Source organism: Trinickia sp. Z7, assembly GCF_056498045.1.
Map to the genome: position 1 here is coordinate 94,165 of NZ_JAUEQW010000012.1, position 24,175 is coordinate 118,339.

At 62.7% G+C, this 24,175-nt stretch carries 20 protein-coding genes and 1 pseudogene; 6 read left to right on the forward strand and 15 right to left on the reverse strand.

Annotation, left to right across the window (positions count from 1 at the left end):
• Positions 1-95: 95 nt before the first annotated feature.
• From nusA to scpB, 4 genes and pseudogenes are all read right to left on the reverse strand, one after another.
• Positions 96-1,571 (reverse strand): transcription termination factor NusA, encoded by a 1,476-nt coding sequence (nusA, locus tag QQS38_RS19560; RefSeq protein WP_479647009.1) that lies wholly within the window; start codon positions 1,569-1,571, stop codon positions 96-98.
• Positions 1,568-2,026, reverse strand: a complete 459-nt coding sequence (gene rimP / locus QQS38_RS19565) for a ribosome maturation factor RimP (protein ID WP_325340628.1) — start codon at positions 2,024-2,026, stop codon at positions 1,568-1,570. The genes nusA and rimP overlap by 4 nt, the downstream gene beginning before the upstream one ends.
• Positions 2,027-2,433: 407 nt before the next feature.
• Positions 2,434-4,218 (reverse strand): 23S rRNA pseudouridine(2605) synthase RluB, encoded by a 1,785-nt coding sequence (gene rluB / locus QQS38_RS19570; protein ID WP_479647010.1) that lies wholly within the window; start codon positions 4,216-4,218, stop codon positions 2,434-2,436.
• A gap of 74 nt (positions 4,219-4,292) precedes the next feature.
• Positions 4,293-5,186 (reverse strand): annotated as a pseudogene (scpB, locus tag QQS38_RS19575) (SMC-Scp complex subunit ScpB); the annotation flags it as partial.
• A 738-nt stretch (positions 5,187-5,924) separates the two neighbouring features.
• Here scpB and QQS38_RS19580 point away from each other — a divergent pair.
• Positions 5,925-6,323, forward strand: a complete 399-nt coding sequence (locus QQS38_RS19580) for a transposase (protein WP_277426724.1) — start codon at positions 5,925-5,927, stop codon at positions 6,321-6,323.
• 315 nt (positions 6,324-6,638) lie between these two features.
• Positions 6,639-6,887 (forward strand): hypothetical protein, encoded by a 249-nt coding sequence (locus QQS38_RS19585; protein WP_479647011.1) that lies wholly within the window; start codon positions 6,639-6,641, stop codon positions 6,885-6,887.
• A 197-nt stretch (positions 6,888-7,084) separates the two neighbouring features.
• Here the strand turns inward: QQS38_RS19585 and QQS38_RS19590 are convergent, their stop codons facing one another.
• Positions 7,085-7,396 carry a hypothetical protein gene (locus QQS38_RS19590; RefSeq protein WP_277426722.1) on the reverse strand — a complete coding sequence of 104 codons (312 nt, stop codon included), beginning with the start codon at positions 7,394-7,396 and terminating at the stop codon, positions 7,085-7,087.
• Between the two features lie 251 nt (positions 7,397-7,647).
• Between QQS38_RS19590 and QQS38_RS19595 the strand changes: the two genes are divergently transcribed.
• From QQS38_RS19595 to QQS38_RS19605, 3 genes are all read left to right on the forward strand, one after another.
• The gene (locus tag QQS38_RS19595; RefSeq protein WP_479647012.1) at positions 7,648-8,367 is read left to right on the forward strand and encodes a YdcF family protein; all 720 of its coding nucleotides are present in this window, start codon (positions 7,648-7,650) and stop codon (positions 8,365-8,367) included.
• 157 nt (positions 8,368-8,524) lie between these two features.
• A complete protein-coding gene (locus QQS38_RS19600) occupies positions 8,525-8,803 on the forward strand; it encodes a hypothetical protein (protein ID WP_479647013.1) in 279 nt (92 codons plus the stop codon).
• 175 nt (positions 8,804-8,978) lie between these two features.
• Positions 8,979-9,236 carry a DNA-binding protein gene (locus tag QQS38_RS19605; RefSeq protein WP_479647014.1) on the forward strand — a complete coding sequence of 86 codons (258 nt, stop codon included), beginning with the start codon at positions 8,979-8,981 and terminating at the stop codon, positions 9,234-9,236.
• A gap of 560 nt (positions 9,237-9,796) precedes the next feature.
• Here QQS38_RS19605 and bamC read toward each other — a convergent pair.
• The 4 genes from bamC to QQS38_RS19625 form a co-directional block, all read right to left on the reverse strand.
• On the reverse strand, positions 9,797-11,017 hold the full coding sequence (bamC, locus tag QQS38_RS19610) for an outer membrane protein assembly factor BamC (RefSeq protein WP_479647015.1): 1,221 nt from the start codon (positions 11,015-11,017) through the stop codon (positions 9,797-9,799).
• A 145-nt stretch (positions 11,018-11,162) separates the two neighbouring features.
• Entirely contained in the window at positions 11,163-11,399 is a 237-nt protein-coding gene (locus tag QQS38_RS19615; protein WP_479647016.1) for a hypothetical protein, read from the reverse strand.
• A 792-nt stretch (positions 11,400-12,191) separates the two neighbouring features.
• On the reverse strand, positions 12,192-13,844 hold the full coding sequence (locus tag QQS38_RS19620) for a tannase/feruloyl esterase family alpha/beta hydrolase (protein WP_479647017.1): 1,653 nt from the start codon (positions 13,842-13,844) through the stop codon (positions 12,192-12,194).
• Positions 13,841-14,950 carry an OpgC domain-containing protein gene (locus tag QQS38_RS19625; protein ID WP_479647018.1) on the reverse strand — a complete coding sequence of 370 codons (1,110 nt, stop codon included), beginning with the start codon at positions 14,948-14,950 and terminating at the stop codon, positions 13,841-13,843. Before QQS38_RS19625 ends, QQS38_RS19620 begins: the two co-directional genes overlap by 4 nt.
• 670 nt (positions 14,951-15,620) lie before the next feature.
• On the opposite strand from QQS38_RS19625, the gene QQS38_RS19630 reads away from it, so the two are divergent.
• Positions 15,621-16,616, forward strand: a complete 996-nt coding sequence (locus QQS38_RS19630; RefSeq protein WP_479647019.1) for an HAD family hydrolase — start codon at positions 15,621-15,623, stop codon at positions 16,614-16,616.
• Between the two features lie 92 nt (positions 16,617-16,708).
• Here the strand turns inward: QQS38_RS19630 and QQS38_RS19635 are convergent, their stop codons facing one another.
• Genes QQS38_RS19635 through hyfB form a run of 6 tightly spaced genes read right to left on the reverse strand, consistent with a single transcriptional unit; the run spans position 16,709 to position 23,871 of the window.
• Positions 16,709-17,239 carry an NADH-quinone oxidoreductase subunit B family protein gene (locus QQS38_RS19635; protein ID WP_479647020.1) on the reverse strand — a complete coding sequence of 177 codons (531 nt, stop codon included), beginning with the start codon at positions 17,237-17,239 and terminating at the stop codon, positions 16,709-16,711.
• The gene (locus QQS38_RS19640; protein WP_479647021.1) at positions 17,239-18,801 is read right to left on the reverse strand and encodes a hydrogenase large subunit; all 1,563 of its coding nucleotides are present in this window, start codon (positions 18,799-18,801) and stop codon (positions 17,239-17,241) included. Before QQS38_RS19640 ends, QQS38_RS19635 begins: the two co-directional genes overlap by 1 nt.
• A 3-nt stretch (positions 18,802-18,804) precedes the next feature.
• Entirely contained in the window at positions 18,805-20,268 is a 1,464-nt protein-coding gene (locus tag QQS38_RS19645) for a hydrogenase 4 subunit F (protein ID WP_479647022.1), read from the reverse strand.
• Entirely contained in the window at positions 20,261-20,920 is a 660-nt protein-coding gene (locus QQS38_RS19650) for a formate hydrogenlyase (protein ID WP_479647023.1), read from the reverse strand. Before QQS38_RS19650 ends, QQS38_RS19645 begins: the two co-directional genes overlap by 8 nt.
• A complete protein-coding gene (locus tag QQS38_RS19655; RefSeq protein ID WP_479647024.1) occupies positions 20,921-21,871 on the reverse strand; it encodes a respiratory chain complex I subunit 1 family protein in 951 nt (316 codons plus the stop codon). It lies immediately after the preceding gene.
• Positions 21,865-23,871, reverse strand: a complete 2,007-nt coding sequence (gene hyfB / locus QQS38_RS19660) for a hydrogenase 4 subunit B (RefSeq protein WP_479647025.1) — start codon at positions 23,869-23,871, stop codon at positions 21,865-21,867. The genes QQS38_RS19655 and hyfB overlap by 7 nt, the downstream gene beginning before the upstream one ends.
• Positions 23,872-24,175: the final 304 nt, after the last annotated feature.

Consider the following 24,175-nt stretch of genomic DNA (forward strand, 5'->3'; position numbering starts at 1 on the left):
TCATTCCTCTTAATGCAAGGACTCATTCCTTGCGGTTAGCATCGGGTCATGCGATCGCAAGATCGCTGTCTAATCAGTGCGCCATGGTCATTCACTCACTGGAACCAATGTTCACGTGCTTTCATGATCAACGCCTTAGCGGCATCCTCTTCCATTCCGGTCATTTCAACCAATTCGTCGACGGCCAATTCCGCTAGGTCGTCGCGCGTTTGGATTTGGTGCTCGGCCAGCTTCGCGAGCAAGTCGGCATCCATTCCCTCGAGGCTCTTCAGATCGAGCGCAACGCCCTCGACCTTCTCCTCGTTCGCGATCGCCATCGTCAGCAATGCGTCGCGCGAGCGATTGCGCAACTCATGGACGGTGTCTTCGTCGAACGCCTCGATTTCGAGCATCTCGTTGAGCGGCACGTAGGCGATCTCTTCGAGGCTCGTGAAGCCTTCGTCGATGAGGATGTCGGCGACTTCTTCATCGACGTCGAGTCGCGCCATGAACAAGTCCCGCAAAACGCCGCGCTCCTGGTTCTGCTTCTGCGCCGACTCGTCGGGCGTCATGATGTTGATCTGCCAGCCGGTCAATTCGCTGGCCAGACGCACGTTTTGGCCGCTGCGGCCGATAGCGACCGCAAGCTCGTTTTCGTCCACGACGACGTCCATCGCGTGCTTCTCTTCATCGACGACGATCGACTGAACGGCGGCCGGCGCGAGGGCGCCGATCACGAACTGGGCGGGATCCTCGGACCATAGCACGATGTCGACGTTCTCGCCACCGAGCTCGTTGCGCACCGCCTGCACGCGCGAGCCGCGGATGCCGACGCAGGTGCCGATCGGGTCGATCCGCTTGTCGTACGCCACGACCCCGATTTTCGCACGCACGCCCGGGTCGCGAGCCGCCGCCTTGATTTCGAGCAGGCCCTGCTCGATCTCGGGCACTTCCATTTCGAACAGCTTCATCAGGAACTCGGGCGCCGTGCGCGAAAGCTCGATCTGCGGCCCACGGGCCGTGCGATCGACTTTGGCGATGTAGGCGCGCACGCGGTCGCCCACGCGCAGATTTTCCTTCGGAATCAGTTGGTCGCGACGCAGCAGCGCTTCGACGCGCCCCGATTCGACGATGAAATTGCCCTTATCGAGACGCTTGACCGCGCCCGTCATGATCTTTTCGCCGCGCTCGAGGAAATCGTTCAGGATCTGCTCGCGCTCGGCGTCGCGCACCTTCTGCAAGATCACCTGCTTGGCCGCTTGCGCGCCAATGCGACCGAACTCGATCGACGGAATCGGCTCTTCGATGTATTCGTCGATTTCGATATCGGGCTTTTGCTCGCGCGCTTCGAACAGCAGAATTTCCTGATCCGGCTCTTGCAAACCGGCTTCGTCCGGCACGACGCGCCAGCGCCGATACGTTTCGTGCTCGCCCGATTCCCGATCGATGTGCACGCGAATGTCCACGTCTTCTTCGAAGAGCTTCTTGGTGGCCGACGCAAGAGCGGCTTCGAGCGCAGCGAACACGACATCTTTATTGACGTTTTTTTCGCGCGCCAGCGCATCGACCAGCATCAGTACTTCGCGACTCATTGTTTGCGGCTCCTAAAGTCAACCTGCGGGACAAGGCGTGCTCGGTCCATGTCCGCGAGCGTGAAATCGAGCATCGCGGCGCCCTCCTTCCCTTCGAATTCCAAACCGACCGTTTCCCCGTTCGGCGCATGCAGGATGCCCCGGTACGTCTTGCGTCCGTTCAACGGTTTTTTCAATGTCACGACCGCTTCGCTGCCCGCGAAGCGCAAGAAATCCGCCAACTTCTTGAGCGGGCGATCCAGTCCCGGCGACGACACTTCGAGCCGTTCGTAGTCGATGTTCTCAACCGTCAGAACGTGCTGGAGCTGACGCGTGACTTTTTCGCAATCCTCGATCGCAATACCGGCGGGCTGGTCGATATAAACACACAACATGCCGCGCCCGGTGCGCTCGAGGTCCACGAGCTCATAGCCCATGCCAGAGACCGTGGTTTCTATCAGTTCCGTCAGTTGCACAGTACCCTCTAAGGTGTTCGCGCGGACGCACAAGCACCCAACGGGCCGCGCGCCGCGCCATGCCGGCGCGCGAAAAGGTATAGCTTGCGGAGATGCCGAACCGTTACCGCCAAAAAAAAATGGGCTTCACGCCCATCATCTTCTTCACCGCGGTGGTCGCATCTGAGCCGCACAGAAAGCCGCACGCCCAGCGACTTTGTGAGTTTAGCATTTTTCGTCGCGCGTTGCAAAGTAGAGCAGCCAATTGCGCTGCTCCGGCTCGCGATGGCGCCGCAATTAGCGCGCGTTTCGAATAAGGCGCCGGTTCCGCACCGGAAAACGCATCGGCGCGATCCGCACACGCGCGCGTGCGACCGCGCGAAGCCCCGGCTGCACAGGGCCCTCGCGCGGCATGCTGGAGCAATGCGTCAACGGCTGCGCGAACGGCCGCGCGGCCCGGCAGGCCTCGGGCCTGCGCCGCCGCTGCGGTTGCCGCCGCCGGCTCGATTGCCACCGCCCGTGCGGTTGCCGCCCGGGCCGCCCGGGCCACGATTGCCGTCGGCATTGCCGCCGCCGAAAGCGCGCTTGCCGCCGCTTGCCGGGGCACGGTTGCCGCCACCCGACGGTGCGCGGTTGCCGTCCACCTCGCCGCGCGATGGCCGGCCCTTTTGCCCGCCACCGCGGTTGGCGCCGCCCCGATTGCCGAAGCCTCCGCCCGCGCTATCGCCGAACCCGCCCAGGCCGGCTCCGCCGAAACCACCGGCGCCGCGGCGCCCTTGGCCGCGCCCGGGCTGATCGAAGCGCCCATGCGCCGTCAGTACCGGCTCGCGGCTGATGAAGCCCATCGACGTCTCCATCGGATCGGGTTGACGCCGCTCCTGCCCTTGGCGCCGCGCGCCCTTGTCCTCGACCGGCGCCTTCAGGCCGACAGCCGCCATCAGACTTCGCACCTGGCTGTCCTCGAGCTCCTCCCAACGGCCACGCCGCAGACCGCGCGGAAGCGAGATCGGGCCGTGACGGGTGCGAATGAGCCGGCTCACCATGAGCCCGACGGCTTCGAACATGCGCCGCACTTCGCGATTGCGCCCTTCCGCCAGCGCGACGTGGTACCAATGATTCGTGCCCTCGCCGCCGCCGTCGCGAATGCGCAGGAAATTGGCTGGCCCGTCTTCGAGTTCCACGCCGTGCAGCAGCTTTTGCCGCGAGGCCTCGGACAACTCGCCCACGACGCGAACCGCGTATTCGCGCTCCACGCTGTAGCGCGGATGCATGAAGCGGTTCGCCAAATCGCCGGACGTCGTCAACATCAGCAAACCTTCGGTGTTGAAGTCGAGGCGGCCCACGGCAAGCCACTTGGCCGTTTTCATGGGCGGCAGCTTGTCGAAGACCGACGGACGACCTTCCGGATCGGCATGGCTGACGATCTCGCCGGTGGGCTTGTGATAGAGCAGCACGCGCGGCGGCTTGGTCTGCACGCGGCGCTTGACGGGTTTGCCGTTGATCCGCACCTGATCGGTCGGCATGATGCGCTGGCCGATGTGGGCCGGCTCGCCGTTCACCGATACGCGCCCGGCCACGATGAGTTCTTCCATCTCGCGACGCGAGCCCATTCCCGCTTCGGCCAAGACCTTGTGCAACTTCGGCGCGTCGTCGTCCGGCGCCAGCACGCGCTTTTGCGGTGCGGCCCGCCCGCGCCGCACCATGGGCGCGTGCGCGCCGTCGGTCGCTCCGTTGTCTGCGTCGAAGGCCGGCGAGGTCACGTACGCGAACAGATCTTCCTGCCCGACAGCGGGCGGCTCGCCACGCTTGCTCGGCTTGTCCTTGTCCTCGCCGCCCGCCGCTTCGCGGCGATTGGCAGTGGGCTTGCGACCCGTCTTCGGTGCGCCTTTGCGCGGCGCGCGTGCCCCAGGAGGCGCGCTCTCTTGCGCTGAAGCGGCTGTGGCGGATGCGACTTCGTCCTCGCCGCCTTCCGCGCCGGGCTGCGCCGGCGCGCCGGCGTCGCCCTTGGTCTTGGCGGCAGCGCGCCGCCGCGCAATCAGACTGCGCGGACCGCGTCGCAAACCGCGGCGCGGGCGCTCTTGGTCGCTCCCCTGCTCGACAGGCGCGCCCGGTTCGGATGCGCCCGCCGGCTGCGGGGACGGTGCCTCGTCGCGGCCCGCGGCTTGTACGGCATGCCCGGGTGCGGACAAATCGGTGTCGTGGGTATTTGTCAAAACAACCTCAAATGTCTATCGCGCGCGCCCATTGCGGGCACTACGTGCGTTCGGTTACGTCAGGCTCTTCGCGACGCGGGTTCGTCGTCGGTGAATGTGTCCGCATCATCGGCGGGTTCGTCACGATGCGCGGAGTGCTCGTGCAGCGCTTTCATCGAGCGCCGATCGTCGGCGGACATGGCGCCGTCGTCCGGCTCATGCTCTTGCCGCTCGATGTCGATCTCGTTCGACGCAATTTCGTCCGAGGCAGGCGCCCCGTCGCGATCGGCGTTCGCGGCATGAATCGTGCCGCCTTCGACAGGCATGGCAACGTTTGCCTGCGCGTCGGACGACGCACTCGCGCCGCCATGTTCGGGTTCGGGCTCGCCGACGATCGGCGCCGCACCATCGCCCAACGCTGCGTCATCCGGGAATTCGATGGCGTGCTGCGCGAGCAGATCTGCCGCGTTCTGGGCGGAGGGATCCTCGAGCGGCGGCAACTCGTCGAGCGCTTTCAAACCGAGATCGTCGAGGAACTGCTTCGTGGTCGCATACAAGGCTGGCCGCCCCGGCACATCGCGATGGCCGATCACCTCGACCCAACTACGATCCTCGAGTTGCTTGATCACTTGCGTGTTGACGGTGACGCCGCGAATTTCTTCGATATCGCCGCGCGTGACCGGTTGGCGATAAGCAATGATCGCAAGCGTTTCCAGTACCGCACGCGAGTACTTCGGCGGCTTTTCAGGATGCAGCCGGTCGAGGTAAGCGCGCATAGCCGGCCTGCTCTGAAAGCGCCAGCCGGTCGCCAGTGCGACGAGCTCGACGCCCCGCCCCGACCATTCGTTTTTCAGATCCTCAAGTAACGCACGGACTGTATCCGCCGATACGCCGTCGGCGAAAAGCTTACGCAAGTCTCCGACCTTGAGCGGTTCTTGTGCGCAAATCAAAGCAGTCTCGAGGACGATTTTCGCCTCTTGGGTATTCATGCAGCTAGGTCAGACCCTGTGGTCAACGAACCGGATCAAACAGACGATATGGAACTGAAGACGCGCTCGCCCGATTCTGATCGGTCATATTGATGGGAGCACGGACCGGGGGGTGGCGATTCGAAACAGCTATCGAGCCAAGCCCAGCCGGACAAAGCAGCGGTTTTCCGGAGAAGGCGCCGCGTGACTGAACGCCATCTTACGCAAAAAGCCGGAGGCCGTAAACAACGAAACGAAACCCGGCCCGCGACGTAAAGCGCAGCGTCTTGCCAAATAATGGGCATGCCTGCAAGACGTTCCCACGCTAAACGAATTGCAATGCTTGCTGCGGTCGCAAAGTCGTCTCGGCAACCGCATGCCCCCCGCCGCAAGGCGATTGCGCATTCGCAAGTCAGCGGATGCGCCACTCGTTTATCGCACCGCAATAAGTGAGCAAGCGCGCACATGTCGGGCGCGAAGCTGCACAAGATTGGTGATTGCCCTGATTTCCGGCCCAGGCGTTTTGGCGTCTCATACGCCCCTAGCTAACGGCCCCGCAAGCCCGGTGCGGCGGGGCTGGCAAGCATACGCCACGCAGATGGCACGCTTCATGCATTTGCTCGGCGCTGCGGGGGGCGTGGCGCGATTCGATGATCCGTTCGCGGCGCCAACCGGCTCGCTCGACACTCGAACCGGGTGTCTTAAGAGTGCGCGGCACGGGGCAGCGCACCGGAGTCAGTTTCGCAGAGGTGAGGACATATGGTGTTCGACGATTTAAGAGATAACGAGTGGGCGCTGGTCGAAACGCTGTTCGGTGCGGAGCCCGCACGGAGCGAGCGACGCGGACGCCCGCGCGTCGAGGCGCGCGCCGTCGTCAATGCCGTGCTGTGGGTGCTTTCGACGGGCGAAGGCTGGTCGAAGCTGCCAGGCCGCTATCCGTCGCCGCCGACATGCCGGCGTCGTTTCGATGAATGGCAAGCGGACGGCACACTGGTCGAGATCGTCAAACGTCTGGGCGCCTGCGGCCGGCAGATCTCGCTGCGAGGACGTATCGGCACGAGCACGATCAAGCCGCCCGCACCGCGAACCCAAGACCGGTTGCGCGGCGCATTCTGGACCAACCCGGAGTCGTGGCGCGCACCGGCCAAGATGGCGTAACGGTTGGCGCGAGCCGGTCGCCCTGACCGGTGTCGCAATGGCGCGAGCGTCTAGGCGATGCTCGCGCGAACCACGTGCATCTCGCCGCGCGCAAGGTGTTCGTTAAACGGCAAAGCCGCCGCATGCGCGGCATTGCACGCCGGCAGTAAGCCTGCTTCTGAGCGCGTTTCATTCGTGAACCCGACGCGCTAGCGCATTGCGCTTTCCCCATTCCGAAACATCCATTTACTAAAATTTACAGCGTCCTTTCGTTCGCGCGCCTATCGTGTGGCAATACGCACATGCCGCCGGCTGGCCGTGCCGGGAGTTCATCGAATGAAGGCTGCGAATTTTGCAACGCGTTGGGTCGTGTGCAGCGCCGTGCTCGTCTGCGCCGCGCTCGCTCGCGCCCAGCCTCCGCATGCGCCGCCGCGCGCGCCGGAGTTGCCGGCAGGCTGGCGCGCCCCACCGCCGAGTGCACCGTCAGAAGCATCGGCGCCGCGCGGCAACCTGCGCGGCGACATCGAAAACAACGCACGCTGGAACGACAGCGCCACCCACCCGCATCCCCCCCCTCCCCGCTGATCCGCGCGTAGCGCGCGACTCAATCCATTCGCATTCCAACCAAATAAAGGGAACCACTAGCCGCGCAGCTAGTCGGAGTAAATGCCATGAGCACTGCGTGGCAGCAGAAATATCCGGTACCCGTATCCTCGCGATACGGGTTTTTTTTGAACTGCCTTGGCGATGAAGCCGCTGCAGCGACTGTCGAAACAGCGCCGCTACTGCCTCAAATCGACTGCGGCGGGCGCTTCGCTGGGGGAGTATTCGTTCAGGCGCGAGGTAGTCCAGGCGAGCATCCGCTCGTCACGCGCGAGGCGATTGAATTCGGCGCGGCCTTTGTCGGTGAGAACGGCGATATCGACAGGCGCATGGAAGCCGGCCCCAGGTGCCACCGTGCGCTGGCGAACCGTCTCCATCAAGCCGAGCCCGCGCAGATATTCGAATACTCCCGGGCGCTTGGCCCACGGAACCTGACGATATTGCACTCGCCTGAGCGCTTCGAGCACCGCTTCGTTGGAATACGTGGTCATCTCGACTCTTTCTTAAAGTGCCGCCGTCATTGTGACGGCGCTTGCCGTACGGCAGCCGGCGCGGTCAGCGCCGAGCCGCCGAGCCGGAGCGGCATCCGGGTGTACCCGGCGCCATCGTGTCGTGGGTACTGCCTATAATCGGGCGATTTGTCGCGCGTGGAAATAGGCGCCCCGCCCATGGTCCCATTTTTTGAATGCATCGCCAGCTAAGAGCGATGCGATCCCCGAAACGATACGTTACCCCATCTCAATTGATCATATTCACTTTATTCGTGCTTTTTTCGGCAGTTTTCGTGCTGTGGCGCCGCGCACGCAAGGCGATTGCCGTCGCGGCCGCCGCGCTGTTTTGGCTCCTTTCGGCGGGGTGGTTGACGGCCCCGTTGCTCGCAGCGGTCCAGCACGATGTCGCGCCTGCTGGACCACTGCGCTTCGGCGAACGCTCCATCATCGTCGTGCTCGGTGACGGCACCCGATACGACCAGCACGGCACCCTAGTGCCGAAAGCCGATGCGCTACGACGCATCGCCACGGCCGCTTCGCTGTACAGCCAATGCAAGCAGCGAGCAAAGCGATGCCAAGTCATCATGAGCGGCGGCAACCCGCAGGGCCATTCGGCTGCGGAGGCCGACAACTATGCGCCATATCTATTGCGCGCGAATGTCGCGCGTGAAGACCTCGTGCTCGAAAACACGAGCCGCACGACTTATGAGAACGCCAAACATGTCGCACGTATTTTGCGCAATGATCATTACGATTCGTTGATGCTCGTGACGTCGGCTTACCATATGCGGCGGGCGCTCTTGGATTTTCATCGATTCGCGCTCGAGCCCGAGCCGGTAGCGGCGGGTGGGCGAATCGCCAAGCGCGGGCTTTTGCCGCGTTGGTCGAACCTCGTCGCCGCCAACATCGCGGCGCATGAACTGATCGGTATGGTCCAGTTCCGCGTCTATTGCGCGTTGGGCTGGTTTTGATGGAGCGAATCCCGACATGTAACGAGACGTAACGAATCGTCGCATTTGCTCCACACGAATCTCGTACTTGGGCTTATGCTGGCTAGAATTTGCAATGTCCAGCCGGACGGGCAAGCATCTGGACCACCACCTATCCATTTTTCGCACGGAGGCAATAATGAAGAAAGCGTCCCTGACTGTCTTGGTTTCCTTGTCGATGCTGGCCGGCGCCGCATATGCGCAATCGGAAGGCGTGACAATGAGCACCGATCCCGCCAAAGCGGCCGATGTGGAGCAACGCGCTCAAATGTTGCAGCAGCAACAGGAATCGATGCCGTCGCACGAGGCCATGCCGATGAAGAAGACGCCTCACCACAAGATGATGAAAAAGCACGCCATGAAGCATAAAGCCGCAGGCGCGTCAGCCGCGGCGCCCGCCAGCGGCGCCAGCCAATAACCGCGAAGCACGTGCGGCGGCAGGCCGCCGGTGCATGACGAGCCGAAGCCGGTTTGCCGGCTTCGGCTTTCTTTTTTGTTCCGCGGTGAGCCGCAACCGGTGTGCTAAAGTCGCGCACCGAATCGTTTTACGATCGTTATACAACCCGCGCGCATGAGGATGCGGAGAGGACAGCATGAGCAACATCCAGTTGGATATCGAATGGACCGAAGCGGCGTCGCGCAAGATCGAAAAGTTGATGCCGCGCGGCTCGCAAGAAGCCTATCTCGCTTTGCCGCCGGTCGAATGCCTGCCAATGGAAGGGGATGTCTTATTCCTCGGTCCCGCCGGTAAACAGCAGCCATTCATCGTGGTCGAACGCCAGTACCACCATGAAGGCGACGCAGATTGGACCATCATCTTGATTCTGGACGTGCCGCAGGCGAGCCACTAAGCCGCGTCGCATTCGTTCGTTGTCCTAACGAGTCCGGCGCCATCGAAACGCTGACCGTTGTGCCATAGCGGCCGGCACAAAAAAGTACCCGCGTTCCGTGGAACGCGGGTAAAACCGTCGTCTTACGAGGATAGACGACGGGGCCACCGGCGCTCGCGCGCAAGACGCGAGCCGTGTCTTGTATGAGGCAGCGCTTCCTATGATTTCGGCCTGCTTCCATCGCCATTGCGAAAGCACCGAAACGCTTCGCAAACAGCTTCGGCAGATCACTAGTAGTGAAAGTGAAGCGCCCGCCTCGCCCCCCCCTGCATTTTTGCCGTACCGGCTGATAAAAGCAGTTTGCGTGCCATTGCAAATCGCGCGCGCAGCGCATTGATTTGAATAGGAAATCCGGAAATCTGCCAAGAGAAGCAGCGCAAGCACCGCAACGTTACGCCGTAACGTCACGTGACATGCGAGGCTATGGGGGAACACGGCGCGTGCGGTAATCCGCAAAAAGAAACCCGCCAGGCGGCGGGTTCTCATCGCTGCTTCGCAGCTTAAAACTGCAATTGCTCGATTCAGCGCAATTGATCGACGAGGAGCGACATGATCTCCTTGGCGGGCACCGTATTCAGCAGGTTGCCTTTATCGTCGACGACAGCGACACGCGTTTGATTTTCGGTCACGGCCTTCACATTGACGCGGTATTGCTTCGCGACCTTCTCCTTGCGCCCGTGGAACACTTGGCTCCAGAAGCCCTGTTCCTCGGAACTCTTGTCCTTTGGATCGACGTACCTGACGAAGTAAAGCCCCGCATCGCGATCGCGATCGTCGACGGTGAAGTTCGAACGATCGAGCGCAACGCCCACGCGTATCCACGCCTGGTCGTAGGGTTCGCCGAGCGTAAGCTCGCTAGATGTGTATTGCGCATTCGTCGATGCGTTTCGGACGGCTTGCGATTGAGCGGAAATCGCAGCGTTGCGAGCTGCGACGGCTGCCGCGTTCGCGTCCGGTTTGCCGGACTTCGTCGCGGCGGCCGCACTCGCCGGCTCCGGCGCGATGTCTGCCGCGACGGGGCCGGCCGTGTCGCCACGCGCATCGGCCAACGCGAGCCCCGCCATGAGCCGCTTCAGGTATTCGAGTTCGAGCGCGGGATCGTTAGGCTTGGCTTCCCATTTGGTCGTGTCGTTATTGACGCCGTCCAGCGCTTCGCGCATGCCCTTCTGGCTAATGAAGACGTAGGTCCCGCCATTCGGCGCGGACTCGAGACGCGTGCGGAATTTGTTGCGCTCGGCCGCGACGTACGAATTGCCCATTGCTTTGGAAAGCGTGTTGCGGATGAGCCCTTGGTTGATCTGCGCACGCGTTTCGTTCCAATCCGTTTCGAGCACGTGCTTGTCACGCTGATCGACGACCAGCAAAAAGCCCTGCTCTTGCCAGAAGCGACGGATGCGCGGCCATACATCGTCCGGCGCGCGGTTGTCGATCACGAGCCAGCTTTCGGTGCCGTCGCGTTGAATGTGCATGCCCTTGACTGGCGGCATGACTGCATTCTCGGGCGGCGCAACCTTTTGCACCTGCTGAAGCCCGGAGAGCGAGGCTTCGCCGCCCTGAGGCGGCAGAGAACGCTGATCGGCCGCTTCGTCGAGGAAATTGGGCGGCACCGCCAAAGACGCTTGCTTCGACTTCGAATCGCTCTTGTAGTCGATTTTCGTGGGCGAGGACGTACTGCAACCGGCGACGAGGCCGCCGGCCAAAACCAAAGCGGCGAACCGCGAGGTAAAACGAAGATCGGTCATGTTCGGGAAATCCTTGCGCTTTCGCCGCCAGTGGTGAATGGATCAGCCGAGCATTTTACCGGGCTGGGCGACGCCTGTGCAAAAACACATCCCCGGCACGATCCGATAAGCGTGCCGATGCGTCCAGCGCTGGCCTGCGAAGGGGTCAATGGGGCGGCGAGCCACGCTCGAGAATATGTTCGAGCGCTGCGGATTTCGCCGCTTCCTCGGCCTGCAGCGCAGTGGCGAATGGGCCGTTGGCGACGTGGACGACGGGCCAGTCGGCCTCGTCGCCCGCTTCCCCCGATACCCTGAAGCGGGCGGCGAAACCGCCTCGCGCCGCAGGTACGACCTGGATATCCACCGAGACGCCTTCCATTTGGTGCCGGACGAAGCCATCCATGGCCGCCTCCTTGTGCGTTGGCCGCGTACCGCGAACGCTTCGAAACGGTCGCTTCGGTTCGAGCGCCGCGCCCGCGGGTATGAGTGCAGGTTGCGTCGCACGTTATGCTAGCACCGCGGCGGACGAGCCGACGCGGCGGGTGCATCGGACAGGTTCATCGAACCGCCGATTCGTCGCTGCGCGCGTCGCGACCAGTGGTAGAATCGCGTCCGCCCTGCCCGGGTGATGAAATTGGTAAACATAGCGGACTTAAGCGATTGAGTGCCCGGCCGGAAACGGTCGGTGCAGAACCCTTCAAATTCGGCGAACCCCCTGGCGCGCCGGCGCTCGCGATACAACGACAGCGAGCAAGCCGATTGCGCCGAGGCAACGCCGAGCCAAGCCCGAAAATACGGCCTGCGCAGCCAGGCCGTTTCGCGGAAGGTGTAGAGACTAGACGGGGGGCGCCTAATGCGACGCGCACGAGCATGCTCGTGTTCGAACGCGATGGCGAAGGCATAGTCCAGCGCACGAACGATGATGCGCGCATCGTCGGCATCGAAAGATGCAGTGTGACGAAAATCCGCCGCCTCACGGCTTGCCGGTTCGAGTCCGGTCCCGGGCACCATGGATATGTTCCGGCTCGTGCCGCGTTGTTCCGAGAATCCCCGCTACGGCAGTCAAGGGCGAACGGACGCGATGGACGGCAAGAGCTGCTGGCGCAACAACATGTGTGTCGAGCGCGTCTGGCGCAGCATGACGTACGAAGAGATTCTTCGGCGAACGCCCGCCGAAAAAAGCCGTTGGATTGCCTCACTCCCGCGCACAAACAAAACTACCCGCCCGATCGACCTCCCCTTTCCCGACATACCTCGGAAACGCCGGATACCTGCACAACGGCCGTGTGCGCCCATTGGTGGCCTGCGCGATATCGGTCACAAGCAGCGTCTCCGGCGCAACCCCGTGCGTGACCCAATCGTCGAGCGCGCCGAGCAAGTCCACCGACGGAATAAAAACCCCATTCCCGTGCTGAAACCCCGGCACCATATATAGCCGCATGAATCCGTCCACGCGTGCTTGCCCATACCGCGCAACGAGGCCGTTGTAATACGCGATCGTCTGATTCGGACTCACCACCTCGTCGGCAAGCCCCTGCAACGTGATGAGCTTGCCGCCCCGCACGATATAGCGCGAGATATCGGGGTTCATCGCACCGATCGTCTCCGACAGCCTTACCAATTGTTGACGGTAACGTCCCGGCCGCATGACATCGAATTGCGCCGAATCGAACGTCGGGTCATGGGTGACGAAATACTTGATGTAAGCATCGCCCTGAGAAAACAAGTACCCGTTCGGCACGAATGCGGGCCGGGGAAGGGGCTGCGGAGAATGCGCAAGACCGAGCATGCTGGTCCAGCGCGTCCCCTGAAATACGTTGTACCCGCGATAGCCGTCGACGTGCCACGCAAGCTCGTACGGCAGTTGCAAACCGTCGCGCAGCCGCTCCAATGTGTGCAGTTGCGCAGGCGCAAGGCAATCGTCGTCAGGCGGGCCCGCTGCCGTGCAACGCAACGATTCGATGATCTCGGACTCTCTGGCCCGACATCCCTCCACGTTGCCGATCACGCCATCAGCCACCCCGTCGAGCACATCGCACACCTTCATCGTCTGAGCGTACACGCGTTCGAGCAGCACCGGCGACAGATACCCCCCCGGTGTGCGGTATTCGTCCTGGCCGATCCGCACGCCAATCAGCCGTAGCCCCGAGAAGTTCAATGCCGGTGCATTCGCCACCACGCCGTCGTAGTCGTCGGGATAGCGTTGGATCACCGTGTAGCCTTCGCGCCCACCCGTCGACCCGCCGCCGAAGTACATGTGTTCAGGCGTGCGTCCGTAGCCGCGCTCGATCAGGTCTAGCGCAACGTCATGCACCTTTTTCAAGTGTGCAAACCCGAAGTTCGACACCGCCTCGTCAAGCAGTCCGAAGTTCGCTTGCGACGCACTGCCGTTATGCCCGGAGTCGTCGCCGAACGTCGCATAGCCACGCGCGAGCGGCGCACCGTCCGGCGAGAAGGGCATCGGCCCCGTCCCCGTCACGACCACGCCGCTGTAACCGCCGCCGCCGAATTGCAACGCGCGCCCATTCCAGCGGCTCGGCAAGTTGACCTCGAATCGAATGTCGGGCGAGCCGGCAGTATGTGCACGGATCACGCCCGTCAGTCGGCAGTAGTCGCCGTTCTGGTTGCCGGTGTCGGTCGCGCGGACCATCGCAGCCGTCTGCACCAGTGCCCCGTCCGTCGGCAACCCAATGCTGGCCGGCGGCAACACCGAGCCGGCCAAATCCTCGCAATGCATCGGCAGCCTCGGCGCGCGCTGGGCGACGGGCGCACCGCAAACGGTAAGCAACAGCGCCGCGAAGCCGATCGCCCGGCAGGCTTCACGCGTGCCGCCACGCAGCCCCATCATCCGCAGCCGGCTCCATTCGCCGATTCGCGGGCCTTCTGTCGCCCGAGTGTCCCGCGCCAAGCCTTGGCGAGCATCAGGGTCGCGCCGATCGCGGCGAAGTCTGCCGTCAACGCCACCGCCAACGCAGCGCTGCCGTGGACCCCATGCGGCGTCGCCGTATCGATAATCATCGAGATCAGGGTTCCACCTACGAAGCAGACGAGCCCGGTACGCCCCACCGTCACGACGGCCGGCAAATGCGCGGCAAGCCGCCCGATCACGCCGCGGTGAACGAAATACGCCGCCACCACCGCGATGGCGAGAAAGTTGGCGATCCGAACGAATGCAAGGTGCTGTTTCATTGCCCCAGGTAGCGGTTGAGCCAGCAAGAAGAGCTTCACCACGGCGAACGCGGCGACAGCCAGGCACGCCAGCCGAACGAGCCAGCGTGCCGTTGCCGACGCGCTGAAAGACGGCTGCACTGCGTGCAGCCGGCCCAGCATGCCGAACACGAACATCACTTGCCACGCGAACGGGTTGAACGGCCACTTGTCCACGTTGGCCGCACTCATCAGCGCAGCAAGCTCCGGGGCGAAAGCCCAGATCAGTGCACTGCAAGCGAGTGCGGCCAACGGCGCGCGCCGAGCGAGCGGCACGGCAACGGGCACGCACAGCGCAAATATGACATACATCGGCAGCACACTGGACAAGTACGGCTGGTGCGTAAGCAACACGATGCGAAACGTTTCGCGCATCGGGTGCAGTGAAAACGGCGCCCAACCGCTCAAGTCGACGGCCGGCGGGTTCAGGTGAAACAGCGCGAGCGTCGCGCCGGATAACAGCGTCAGCAGCGCAGTGAGCAAATACGCCCGATAGATCTCCCAACTGCGCCGATAGAATCGTTCCTGCGCGGCCACGATGCCACGGCGCGCCAGAACGGCGGTATACGCGGCCGCCGACGCGTACCCGCCGAGGAACACGAACACTTCCGCCGAATCGCAAAGCGCATAGGCGTGCAGCATGACGTGCGACAACGCGCTGCCGGGAATATGATCGAGCACGATGACGATCAATACGACGCCGCGAAAAAAATCGACTTCGTTCGAACGCCGTTGACGGAATTCCATGTGGCCCTCTGAAGCACGCGATCGGCATGGATCGAATCCATGCTTTCGCTAGATAAAAGGTCAGCCAGGCAGGCCGGCAACTTCGCACCAGACGTTCGATGCGCGCCGCGCTATGTGGTAAGTATCGCTGGTAAACGAATCCGAAGCTGTGTTAACTTCGGCGAAACTCACTCGCACGAGTTTCGAATGAAGTGTCGAGCATGAAGCGCGGCATCACCCCCCTCGCGCCCAGTCTGCTCATGTTCCCCCGCCCCTCGGCCATGAAATTGGCACGACTCTCTCATTCGGTACATCAAGGACAAGGGCATCCACGTATTCCGGAACAAATCCGGGTACGGCCAACGCGCACTCGTCGAATCGCAGATCTTGTGAATCAAACGCTGCATCGGCGCGCCCGTTTTGCGTGAAAAATGCATAGTTGCCCCCACAACCAACTGGGCTGCTACCCTGCTGAACAAAGCCCCAGACACGCACTTCCTGAACCAGGCCTCCACTCGCCTTCATTGGAATTGAAATTCGTATTTTCTGCCATCGCTTCGCACTTTTGCCTTATGGCTCCAATTCCCAGCGCCTAGGATAGCACCGCGATTTTCGATTCACATGCAGCAGCCCCGCACGGCGAATCGCCGATTTAGCCGCGTACGCAGCAGCACGAGAGTTCGGCCCGCGCGTGGGCGAAACCGACGCAAGCGCGTCGCGCCATCGAAAGTTCACTCATTTGCAGCGCTATTCGCGCTTGTCACGGCACTTCCAAAAAAGGATCAAGATGAGAATTGGAGACACCTCCGGCAACATCGGCGCGGGTTCGTCGTCAGGAACCCCCCGAAAGAAACCTACGTTCACGAACGCCCAGCAACCGCAAGAGCGTCGCGAGCCGTCAGTCCAGTTGGGCGGGCTTGCAGCAGCGGGCCGGCCAAGCGCGGGAAAAGCCCGCGCGCCCCTCAGCTTTCTGCATTCGGTGACGGGAAGAGAGGAAAACTCGCCGCCCCCGCGGGCGGTGTTACTCGACCTCGATGGCACGCTGGTCGATAGCGCGAAATTTCAAGCCGTTGCTTGGGTTCTCCTCTCCCGAGAACAGTTCAATTTGACGCTCGAACCCCACGAGGCCGATGCCCTCAGCGGCAGCAATCCAGAAATCGTCATGATGCTCGCCAAGCGGGCTGGCAAATCTTGTACGCCGCAAGAAGCAAAAGTTTTGGCTGATCGCCGAGATGAAATTTTCCGGGAACTGATCGAGAGAAACCCGATACATGCGAGAGCCGGCGTCCATGATTTTCTGACATTGGCTCAAGAAAATAAGGTGCCGTTTGCGATCGTGACCAATAGCGTGGAGCAGAATGCGGGCATGCTGCTGCGTCAGACACAGTTGGACCGGTATTTCCCGGACCGGCTCGTCGTTACGGTAAATGAAGTGCCCGCAAAGCCCAACCCGGAGGGTTATAGAACCGGGGCTGCGAGACTCGGCCAACGACCGGAAGCCAGCTTCGTGCTGGACGATACAAAGGCGGGCGTGGACGCCTCCGAAGGTGCGCGGACGTGGGCGACGGGCATCGTCAATGACACAATGGCGCGCGAAGACTTCGGCCCAACGCCCGGCGGCAGGACTCGCGTATTCACAGACTTTCCCGAGTTGACCGACAAGTGGTCGCGCGAACGGCGCGCTTGAAGCACGAGCAACAGATCCCGATCCCGGTGACAGGATGCGAATCCAAATGCGCAGCGTCTTCGCCTATCGCGAACGCGCTGAACAATGTGCTTTCACGGAAATTCGTCTCGGCTTCGACGCGTTTTGCAGGCCGTTACGATGCCCCGCAGTAAATCCACAGGCGGAGGCGGGCATCCTGGGATCATCACGTCTACGGGCAGGATTGCCGATACGGGTCCGCACACGGCGTAACTATCGCCGAAAATGCCTCCCGTGCATGCGCACTCCCCGGCTGCCACGACGAGCTTCGGCGCCGGTGTCGCATCGTATGCGGCGAGCACGGCTGCCCGCATATTCAGCGTGACGGATCCCGTCACGAGCAGCATATCTGCGTGTCGAGGACTTGCGACGAATTTGATGCCGAGCCCTTCAATGTTGTAGTACGGGTTGTTCAGCGCGTGGATCTCCAGTTCGCACCCGTTGCACGAACCGGCGTCGATCTGCCGGATACACAATGCCCGGCCGAGCAAGTCGAGAATGTCTTGACGATATTGGCGCTCCTCGCGACGCCAGGCGTCTTCGGCCACCGGCACAGGTTCGTCGGGAAAATCGGTGCGCGCGAATTGCCGGATGAGTTGCCACATCAGAGATCGTGCCCGGCATAGTTCAGATTGAACGATTTGTTGATCAACGGGAAATCGGGAACGATGTTGCCGATGATCGCATGCTCGAGCGCCGGCCAGTTTTGCCAAGACGGATCGTGACAATGGCAGCGCGCGATTACCTCGCCCGGTTCGATCTCGAGCGCGACAAACACGTCGCCGCGCCAGCCTTCCACCCAGCCTACGCCCTTAGCAGCGGCCGTTGCGGGCGTCACGCCCACGGAGATCGGACCGTCCGGAAGACCGGCCAGCAGCGCGCGTATCACGCGCAGAGACTCGTCGATTTCGGCAAAGCGCACGGCGACCCTCGCCGCAACGTCGCCACGTTCGTCGCTCGCCGGATCGACGCGCACGGCGTCGTACGGCGCCGGACGCATGTTCGCTCGTACATCGAACGTGTGCCCGCTGGCGCGGGCAGCCATCCCGCGCACGCCAAAATGTTTGGCGATCTCGGAGGTTAGCCGGCCGGCGCCGAGAAACCGATCCTGCAATCCCGACTGATCGTCGTAGACCTTGCGCATCACATGCACCTCGTGACCGATGCGTTCGCACTGTGCGGCCAGGACGACCGTGTCCTCGGAATCGATGTCGACTGCCACCCCGCCCGGCACGATTCGATCCATCAGGTATCGATGCCCGAAGGCGCAGGCGTTGGTCCGTATCCAATCCTCCTTGAGCCGCGAGAACTGGGCGAGTCCGAACCCGAACCCGGCGTCGTTGCCGAGCGCACCGAGGTCGCCGAGGTGATTGGCAATACGCTCCCGCTCGAGCAGGAGTGCCCGCAGATACAAGGAGCGCTTCGGCAATACCGCATCGCACGCCTGTTCGAGCGCCATGCAGTAGGCCCAGGAGAACGCCACCGTCGAGTCGCCCGCGATCCTGCCGGCGACGCGGTGGCCGTCCGATGTCCGCGTCCGCTCGAACAACCGCTCGACGCCGCGATGCACGTATCCGAAACGTTCTTCGAGGCGCAGCACCTTCTCGCCGACGACCGAGAACCGAAAGTGCCCCGGCTCGATAGTGCCGGCGTGAATCGGCCCGACCGCGATCTCGTGAACGCCATCGCCGGCAACCGGCACGAACGCATAATTCGCCTCGTTCGACTCGAATCGTTCGACGCCCAGCACCTCCTTGCGCAGCGGAAAATAGTCGCCGGGCCAGTTCCCATGATTGAGCCACGGGCGCGTGTCGCAGGCGCCGCGGGCGCGCAAGCCGCTCAGATCGAAAATCGCACGCTGCATACGCGTTGCAGAGGGAAACAGCGGGGAGAGATCGGGGTAATCACCGTCTGCTTGCGCTGTGGGTCCCGTCGCGAGGCGTGTCCACAGCACGCCGTCCTCGCATTCATATGCTGCGTTCACCGAAAATACGCTTTCGGGCGCTTCGCCGCCCCACATCGCGACGAGCCGGCCCTGCTGCGAGTGCGCAATGCGCGCAATCTCGTACCACCGCCGCTCGTCGACCTCCACTACGATCGCGGAAATGCGGCCCTCACCGTCCATAAGGCGGGTCGATCCATCGATTCGCGTCGAGTCGAGTCGCATCTTCTATCCCAGCAGCAAGGTCGCGGCCTGGCGATACCACATCGCCAAATAAGGCGGCACGTAAAGGCCAAGCATAAGACCTAGGCCCAGGTGGACGAACACCGGTAACAGCGCCGGCCGGTGCTCGAGCGACACCGCCGTTGTCGTTGCGCCGAACACCATCCCCTGCACGCGTGCGAAGATCGCCGCGAATGCGACGGCCAGCCCGAGCAGCAAGAACGGAGCGGTCCACGGCAACGTGTTCATAGCGGTCGTCAGAATCAAAAATTCGCTTGCGAAGACGCCGAATGGCGGCAAGCCGAGAATCGCGAGCGTGCCGAGCATCATCCCCCAGCCAACCGTCGGACTGACGTGCAGCAGCCCGCGAATGGCGTCGATCGCTTGCGTGCCTGCCTTCTGTGCAGCATGGCCCACCGCGAAGAAGATCGCCGACTTGATCAGAGAGTGAACCGTCATGTGGAGCAGTCCAGCGAACGTCGCGACCGGGCCGCCAAGGCCGAAAGCGAACGTCATCAGCCCCATGTGTTCAATCGACGAATACGAAAAAAGGCGTTTGACGTCCTTTTGCCGGAACAGCGAGAACGAAGCGATCAGCACCGACACGAGGCCGAACCCGATGAGCAATCGCCCCGGCAAGCCATTGCCGAGCGCGCCGTCGGCGAGCACCTTACAGCGCAGCACTGCATACAGGGCGACGTTGAGCAGCAGGCCCGACAGCACCGCTGAAATCGGCGTCGGCCCTTCGGCGTGCGCGTCCGGCAGCCAGCTATGCATCGGTACGAGCCCGACTTTCGTGCCGTAGCCGACGAGCAAAAACACGAAGGCGATCGACATGATCGTCGGGTCCAGGTGCGTTTTTATCGCGGCAAGGCTCGTCCACAACAGCGCGTCGCCATCGGTCAGTTGCCGGCTCGCGGCCAGGTAGAGCAAGATCGTGCCGAACAGCGCCTGAGCAATGCCGACGCCGCACAAGATGAAGTACTTCCACGCTGCCTCGAGGCTGGCGGCGGTTCGGTAGACGCTCACCAGCAGCACCGTCGCGAGCGTTGCGGCCTCCATCGCGACCCATAGCACGCCGAGGTTGTTGGTCAAGAGCGCGAGCAGCATCGCGAATATGAAAAGCTGGTACATGCTGTGATAGAGCCGCATTCGCGGGGCCGTCATCCGGCCGCGGGCTTCCTCCACTTGCATGTACGGCCCGGAGAACAACGATGTCGTCCAGCCGACGAACGCGGTCAGCGCGACCAGATAGACATTGAGCGGATCGACGAAGAATGCCCGTCCAAATGCGAACGATGGCCCGTGTTCGACGGTGCGCGCGGCGAGCGCGAGCGTCGCCGCGAACGTCAGGAAGCAAAAGCCGATGTTCAGGCCGCGCGCGAGGCGGCTCGAGCGCACGCCCGCGAGGCACGAGGCCCCCGCGAGCGGCATGCCCAGCACGGCGAGCACGACCTGAGCGTCATTCATCTTTGAGTCTCTCGAGATGATGGATGTCCAGGCTGTCGAACTGCTCGCGAATCTGGAACATGAACACACCCAGAATCAGGATGCCGATCAGCACGTCGAGCCCGATACCGAGCTCGACGATCATCGGCATGCCGTTGGTGGCGGCCGTGGCCGCGAAGAACAACCCGTTTTCCATCGACAGAAAGCCGATCACCTGCGGAACGGCCTTCGCGCGCGTGATCATGGCCATGAACGACAGCAGCACGCACGCGAGCGCGATGCCGAGCGTGCCGCGCGCGACCGATGTCGCAAGCTGGCTGATCGGCGACGCGACGTTGAACGCAATGATGACGAGCACGATGCCAATCAGCAGCGTCGTGGGGATATTGATGAGTGGCTCGACGTCAGCCCGGACGTCGAGCCTGCGCACGAGCCGATACAGGATCCACGGAATCAGCCCGACCTTCAGCGCCAGCGTCAGCCCCGCCGATACATACAGGTGTGCATCGCGCGTCACGTAGCCGAGAATCAGGTTTGCCGACACGAGCGCGACACCCTGCAGCGTGTAGAGGTGGATCAGCGACAGGATCCGGCGCTGGCTTAGCATCGCGAACGAGAGCATCAGCAGCACCGCCGCGAGGAAATTGATGAGCTGCGTCGCGTAGGCGTGCATTCACGCTCCCAGCAGCAAGTGGACGAGCATGCCGATCACGGCCAGCAGAAAGGCGGAGGCGAGGAACTCCGGCACTCGGAAGATTCGCATCTTGGCGTTGGCGGTCTCGACCACGGCGAGCGCAGCGCCGCCCACCATCAGCTTGACGAAGAGCGCCGGCACCGCGAGGAGAAGCGCGAGCGGATTGCCCGCATCGGCGATGCCCCACGGCATGAACAACGCGAGGCCGATGCAAGAATAGGCGAATAGCTTGAGGCTGGCCGCCCACTCCATCAACGCAAGATGTCGTCCCGAGTATTCGAGGATCAGCGCCTCGTGGATCATCGTCAACTCGAGGTGGGTGGTCGGATTATCGACGGGCAATCTCGCGTTTTCGGCGAGCGACACCATCGTAAACGCGATGCCGGCGAAGGCCAGGCTCGGGTAAATCACGAGCTCGCTACGACCCAGCGTCGCGACGATTCGCGTCAGCAGCGTCGACTGCGTAATCAGCGAGGCAGAGAGCAGAACCATCAGCAGCGCCGGCTCAGCGAGGAAGCCGATCAGCATTTCGCGACGTGCACCCAGCGTGCCGAACGCAGTGCCGACGTCCATCGCCGCGAGCGAGAGCGCAAAGCGCGCAAGTGCGAACAGGCCGACCAGCGCGATCGCGTCCGCGGCGGGCGCCAGCGGCAACTCGGTGGATAGTGTCGGCACGATCGCGCACGCGAGTGTCATCGCGGCCCAGACGACGTAGGGGGCACCGCGAAAGACCGGGCTCGCGCCATACGCGATGACCGATTCCTTGTTGAACAGCTTGTGGAGCATCCGGTACGGCTGCCAGATGGCTGGCGCGCGCCGGTTCTGCAGCCACGCGCGGCATTGGTTGACCCAACCGGTGAGCAGCGGCGCGGCCGCAAGCGCGACGACGATTTCGAGGGTCTGCGATATCACGCCGGATAGGGTTACCATCGTCTCACCACCATCAACAACAGAATCAGCACGACGAAACTGTAGGTCAGATAGACGGCGATCTTGCCGGTCTGCAAGCGGCTTGCCCAATCGGCGACACGTAGCGTGAGCACGGCAATACGCTCGTAGAGCGCGGACCAGGTGCGATCGGTGACCGACACCCGGTAGCTCGGCTGTGTGTCGAATGGGGACGGCAATTGCCGTTCGATGCGCAGTAGCGGCGCGAAGATCTCGCGGATCGGCTGCCCGAACCCTTCGGCCGTATCCTGCATTCGCGCGTTCGTGAACGGGAAGCCGCAACTCCATGGCGCAGAGCGCCGCAGGCGGCCGTGGTAAAGGCGCCGCACGAGCACCCACGCAAGCGTGCAGCACGCCATGAAGAACAGCATGAATACGGCAGGCATGTAGCTCGCGCGTGCCGTCGAAACCGGAACGAACAGCAACCATCCATGATTGGCGGCGCCGATGCCGTCGCCTACCAGGGTGCGCGTGACCCGGTCCAACAATTTGACGAACTGCGCGGGCATCAGTCCAAGCACGACGCTGGCGGTCGCGAACCAGCAGAACCCGAGCCGTTCCCACCCGTTCGCATCGCGCGCGCGGTTCAGTGCTGCCTCTCGCGGTTGCCCGAGGAACACGATGCCGAAGAATTTGACCATGGTGTAGCCGGCCAAGGCGGCGGTCATGGCAATCAACGCGGCCACTATAGGCACCGTCATGGCTAGCATCGAATCCGGCAAATCCGGTGCGAATAGAAAGCTCTGCAGCAGCAGCCATTCCGCGACGAAACCACTCAGCGGCGGTAAGCCCGCGCTCGCCGCTACGCCCACGAGCACCGCCCACGCCGTCCACGGCATGAAGCGAATCAGCCCGCCGAGCTTGCCGAGGTTGCGCTCGCCCGTTGCGTGGAGCACGGCGCCCGTGCCCAGGAACAGCAAACTCTTGAACGCCGCATGCACGACTATCTGATAAAGCATCGCGGTCAGTGCGAGCGCGCACAGGCTCGTCATCCCGTACGCGCGAAACAGCACGGCGAGTCCGAGCGCGACGATCATCAAGCCGACGTTGTCGATCGACGAATACGCGAGCAGGCGCTTCATGTCGGTCTGTATCGTGCTGAACACGACACCGAGCAGCGCAGTGCCGACGCCGAGCACGAGCAGCAGCACGCCCCACCACGCGATCTGCACGTGCAGCAGGTCGAACACGATGCGCAGCAGGCCGTACAGGCCGACTTTCAACACAAATCCGCTGAGAAGGGCCGACACGGGCGACGGAGCGGCGGGATGAGCTTCCGGCAGCCACACGTGCAATGGGAAGATACCCGCCTTCGCGCCAAATCCGACGAGTGCGAACAAGAACGCGAGCGATGCCCAGAATGTGTCGAGCGACTGCGCGCGCAAGTTCGCGAACGTGTAGTCGCCGGTGCGGGCCTGCAGGATGCCGAAACAGAGCAACAGCGCGAGCGCGCCGACGTGAGAAATCAGGAAATACAGGTAGGCTGCACGGCGGATTTCGCCGATCCGGTGGTTGGTCATCACGAGGAAGGTCGCCGACAGCGTCAGCGTTTCCCAGGCGACCATGAACACGTATGCATCGTCCGCGACGAGCACCAGTGCGATGCTCGAGATGCAAACGTGGTACTCGAAGCAGATGAGCCCGGGCGCCGCCCCTTCGCCCTTGCGGAAATAGCCGGCTGAGAACGCCCCGATCCCCGTGCTGACGATGCCAAGCACGAACAGGAAGTAGCCGGACAAGCGATCGACACGCAGATGAAATGGCAGACCGGGTAACCCGATCGGCAGCACCGCCGTGGAGGGCTCGGCAAAGATGCCCGCGAGTCCCGCCGCGCTCAGAAGCAATCCGCCCAGCGCGCCGAGCGGAAACAGCCCGTGCGCCACGAGCCGCGTGCGATGCAGAACCGCGAGGCCCAGCGTACCCGCCACGAGCCAGGCCGCTACGTCAAGCAGGACCAGATTGACGACAGATACAGATGCCATCCGGAATGTCTCCAGTACGCTCGACTTGGACGAGGTGAATGGATAGCTGCGGATTCAACGGCGAAATCCCGTTCGCATTATGACATCGAAAGATCAATCGAGATAACAATGCATGATAATGACGTTATCATACGAACCTCATGTCCCCCGAAAGCCGGCGCACACCGCAATGGCTCGCCTCGCCGCTGAGTTCGGCGCCGATCGCCACGTCCTTGCCCCTATCCGTGCGAATAGATGAAGCGCCTGCGCACGGAAAATCCATTCCGTCGTGCGATCGAGGGCTGACGCATTAGAATTGCATTAA

What these genes read in the sequence shown, in the direction of transcription:
- nusA (WP_479647009.1), bottom strand. Translation starts at nt 1,571, where the DNA reads ATGAGTCGCGAAGTACTGATGCTGGTCGATGCGCTGGCGCGCGAAAAA.
- QQS38_RS19580 (WP_277426724.1), top strand. Translation starts at nt 5,925, where the DNA reads ATGGTGTTCGACGATTTAAGAGATAACGAGTGGGCGCTGGTCGAAACG.
- QQS38_RS19585 (WP_479647011.1), top strand. Translation starts at nt 6,639, where the DNA reads ATGAAGGCTGCGAATTTTGCAACGCGTTGGGTCGTGTGCAGCGCCGTG.
- QQS38_RS19590 (WP_277426722.1), bottom strand. Translation starts at nt 7,396, where the DNA reads ATGACCACGTATTCCAACGAAGCGGTGCTCGAAGCGCTCAGGCGAGTG.
- QQS38_RS19600 (WP_479647013.1), top strand. Translation starts at nt 8,525, where the DNA reads ATGAAGAAAGCGTCCCTGACTGTCTTGGTTTCCTTGTCGATGCTGGCC.
- QQS38_RS19605 (WP_479647014.1), top strand. Translation starts at nt 8,979, where the DNA reads ATGAGCAACATCCAGTTGGATATCGAATGGACCGAAGCGGCGTCGCGC.
- bamC (WP_479647015.1), bottom strand. Translation starts at nt 11,017, where the DNA reads ATGACCGATCTTCGTTTTACCTCGCGGTTCGCCGCTTTGGTTTTGGCC.
- QQS38_RS19615 (WP_479647016.1), bottom strand. Translation starts at nt 11,399, where the DNA reads ATGGATGGCTTCGTCCGGCACCAAATGGAAGGCGTCTCGGTGGATATC.
- QQS38_RS19620 (WP_479647017.1), bottom strand. Translation starts at nt 13,844, where the DNA reads ATGATGGGGCTGCGTGGCGGCACGCGTGAAGCCTGCCGGGCGATCGGC.
- QQS38_RS19625 (WP_479647018.1), bottom strand. Translation starts at nt 14,950, where the DNA reads ATGGAATTCCGTCAACGGCGTTCGAACGAAGTCGATTTTTTTCGCGGC.
- QQS38_RS19635 (WP_479647020.1), bottom strand. Translation starts at nt 17,239, where the DNA reads ATGTGGCAACTCATCCGGCAATTCGCGCGCACCGATTTTCCCGACGAA.
- QQS38_RS19640 (WP_479647021.1), bottom strand. Translation starts at nt 18,801, where the DNA reads ATGCGACTCGACTCGACGCGAATCGATGGATCGACCCGCCTTATGGAC.
- QQS38_RS19645 (WP_479647022.1), bottom strand. Translation starts at nt 20,268, where the DNA reads ATGAATGACGCTCAGGTCGTGCTCGCCGTGCTGGGCATGCCGCTCGCG.
- QQS38_RS19650 (WP_479647023.1), bottom strand. Translation starts at nt 20,920, where the DNA reads ATGCACGCCTACGCGACGCAGCTCATCAATTTCCTCGCGGCGGTGCTG.
- QQS38_RS19655 (WP_479647024.1), bottom strand. Translation starts at nt 21,871, where the DNA reads ATGGTAACCCTATCCGGCGTGATATCGCAGACCCTCGAAATCGTCGTC.
- hyfB (WP_479647025.1), bottom strand. Translation starts at nt 23,871, where the DNA reads ATGGCATCTGTATCTGTCGTCAATCTGGTCCTGCTTGACGTAGCGGCC.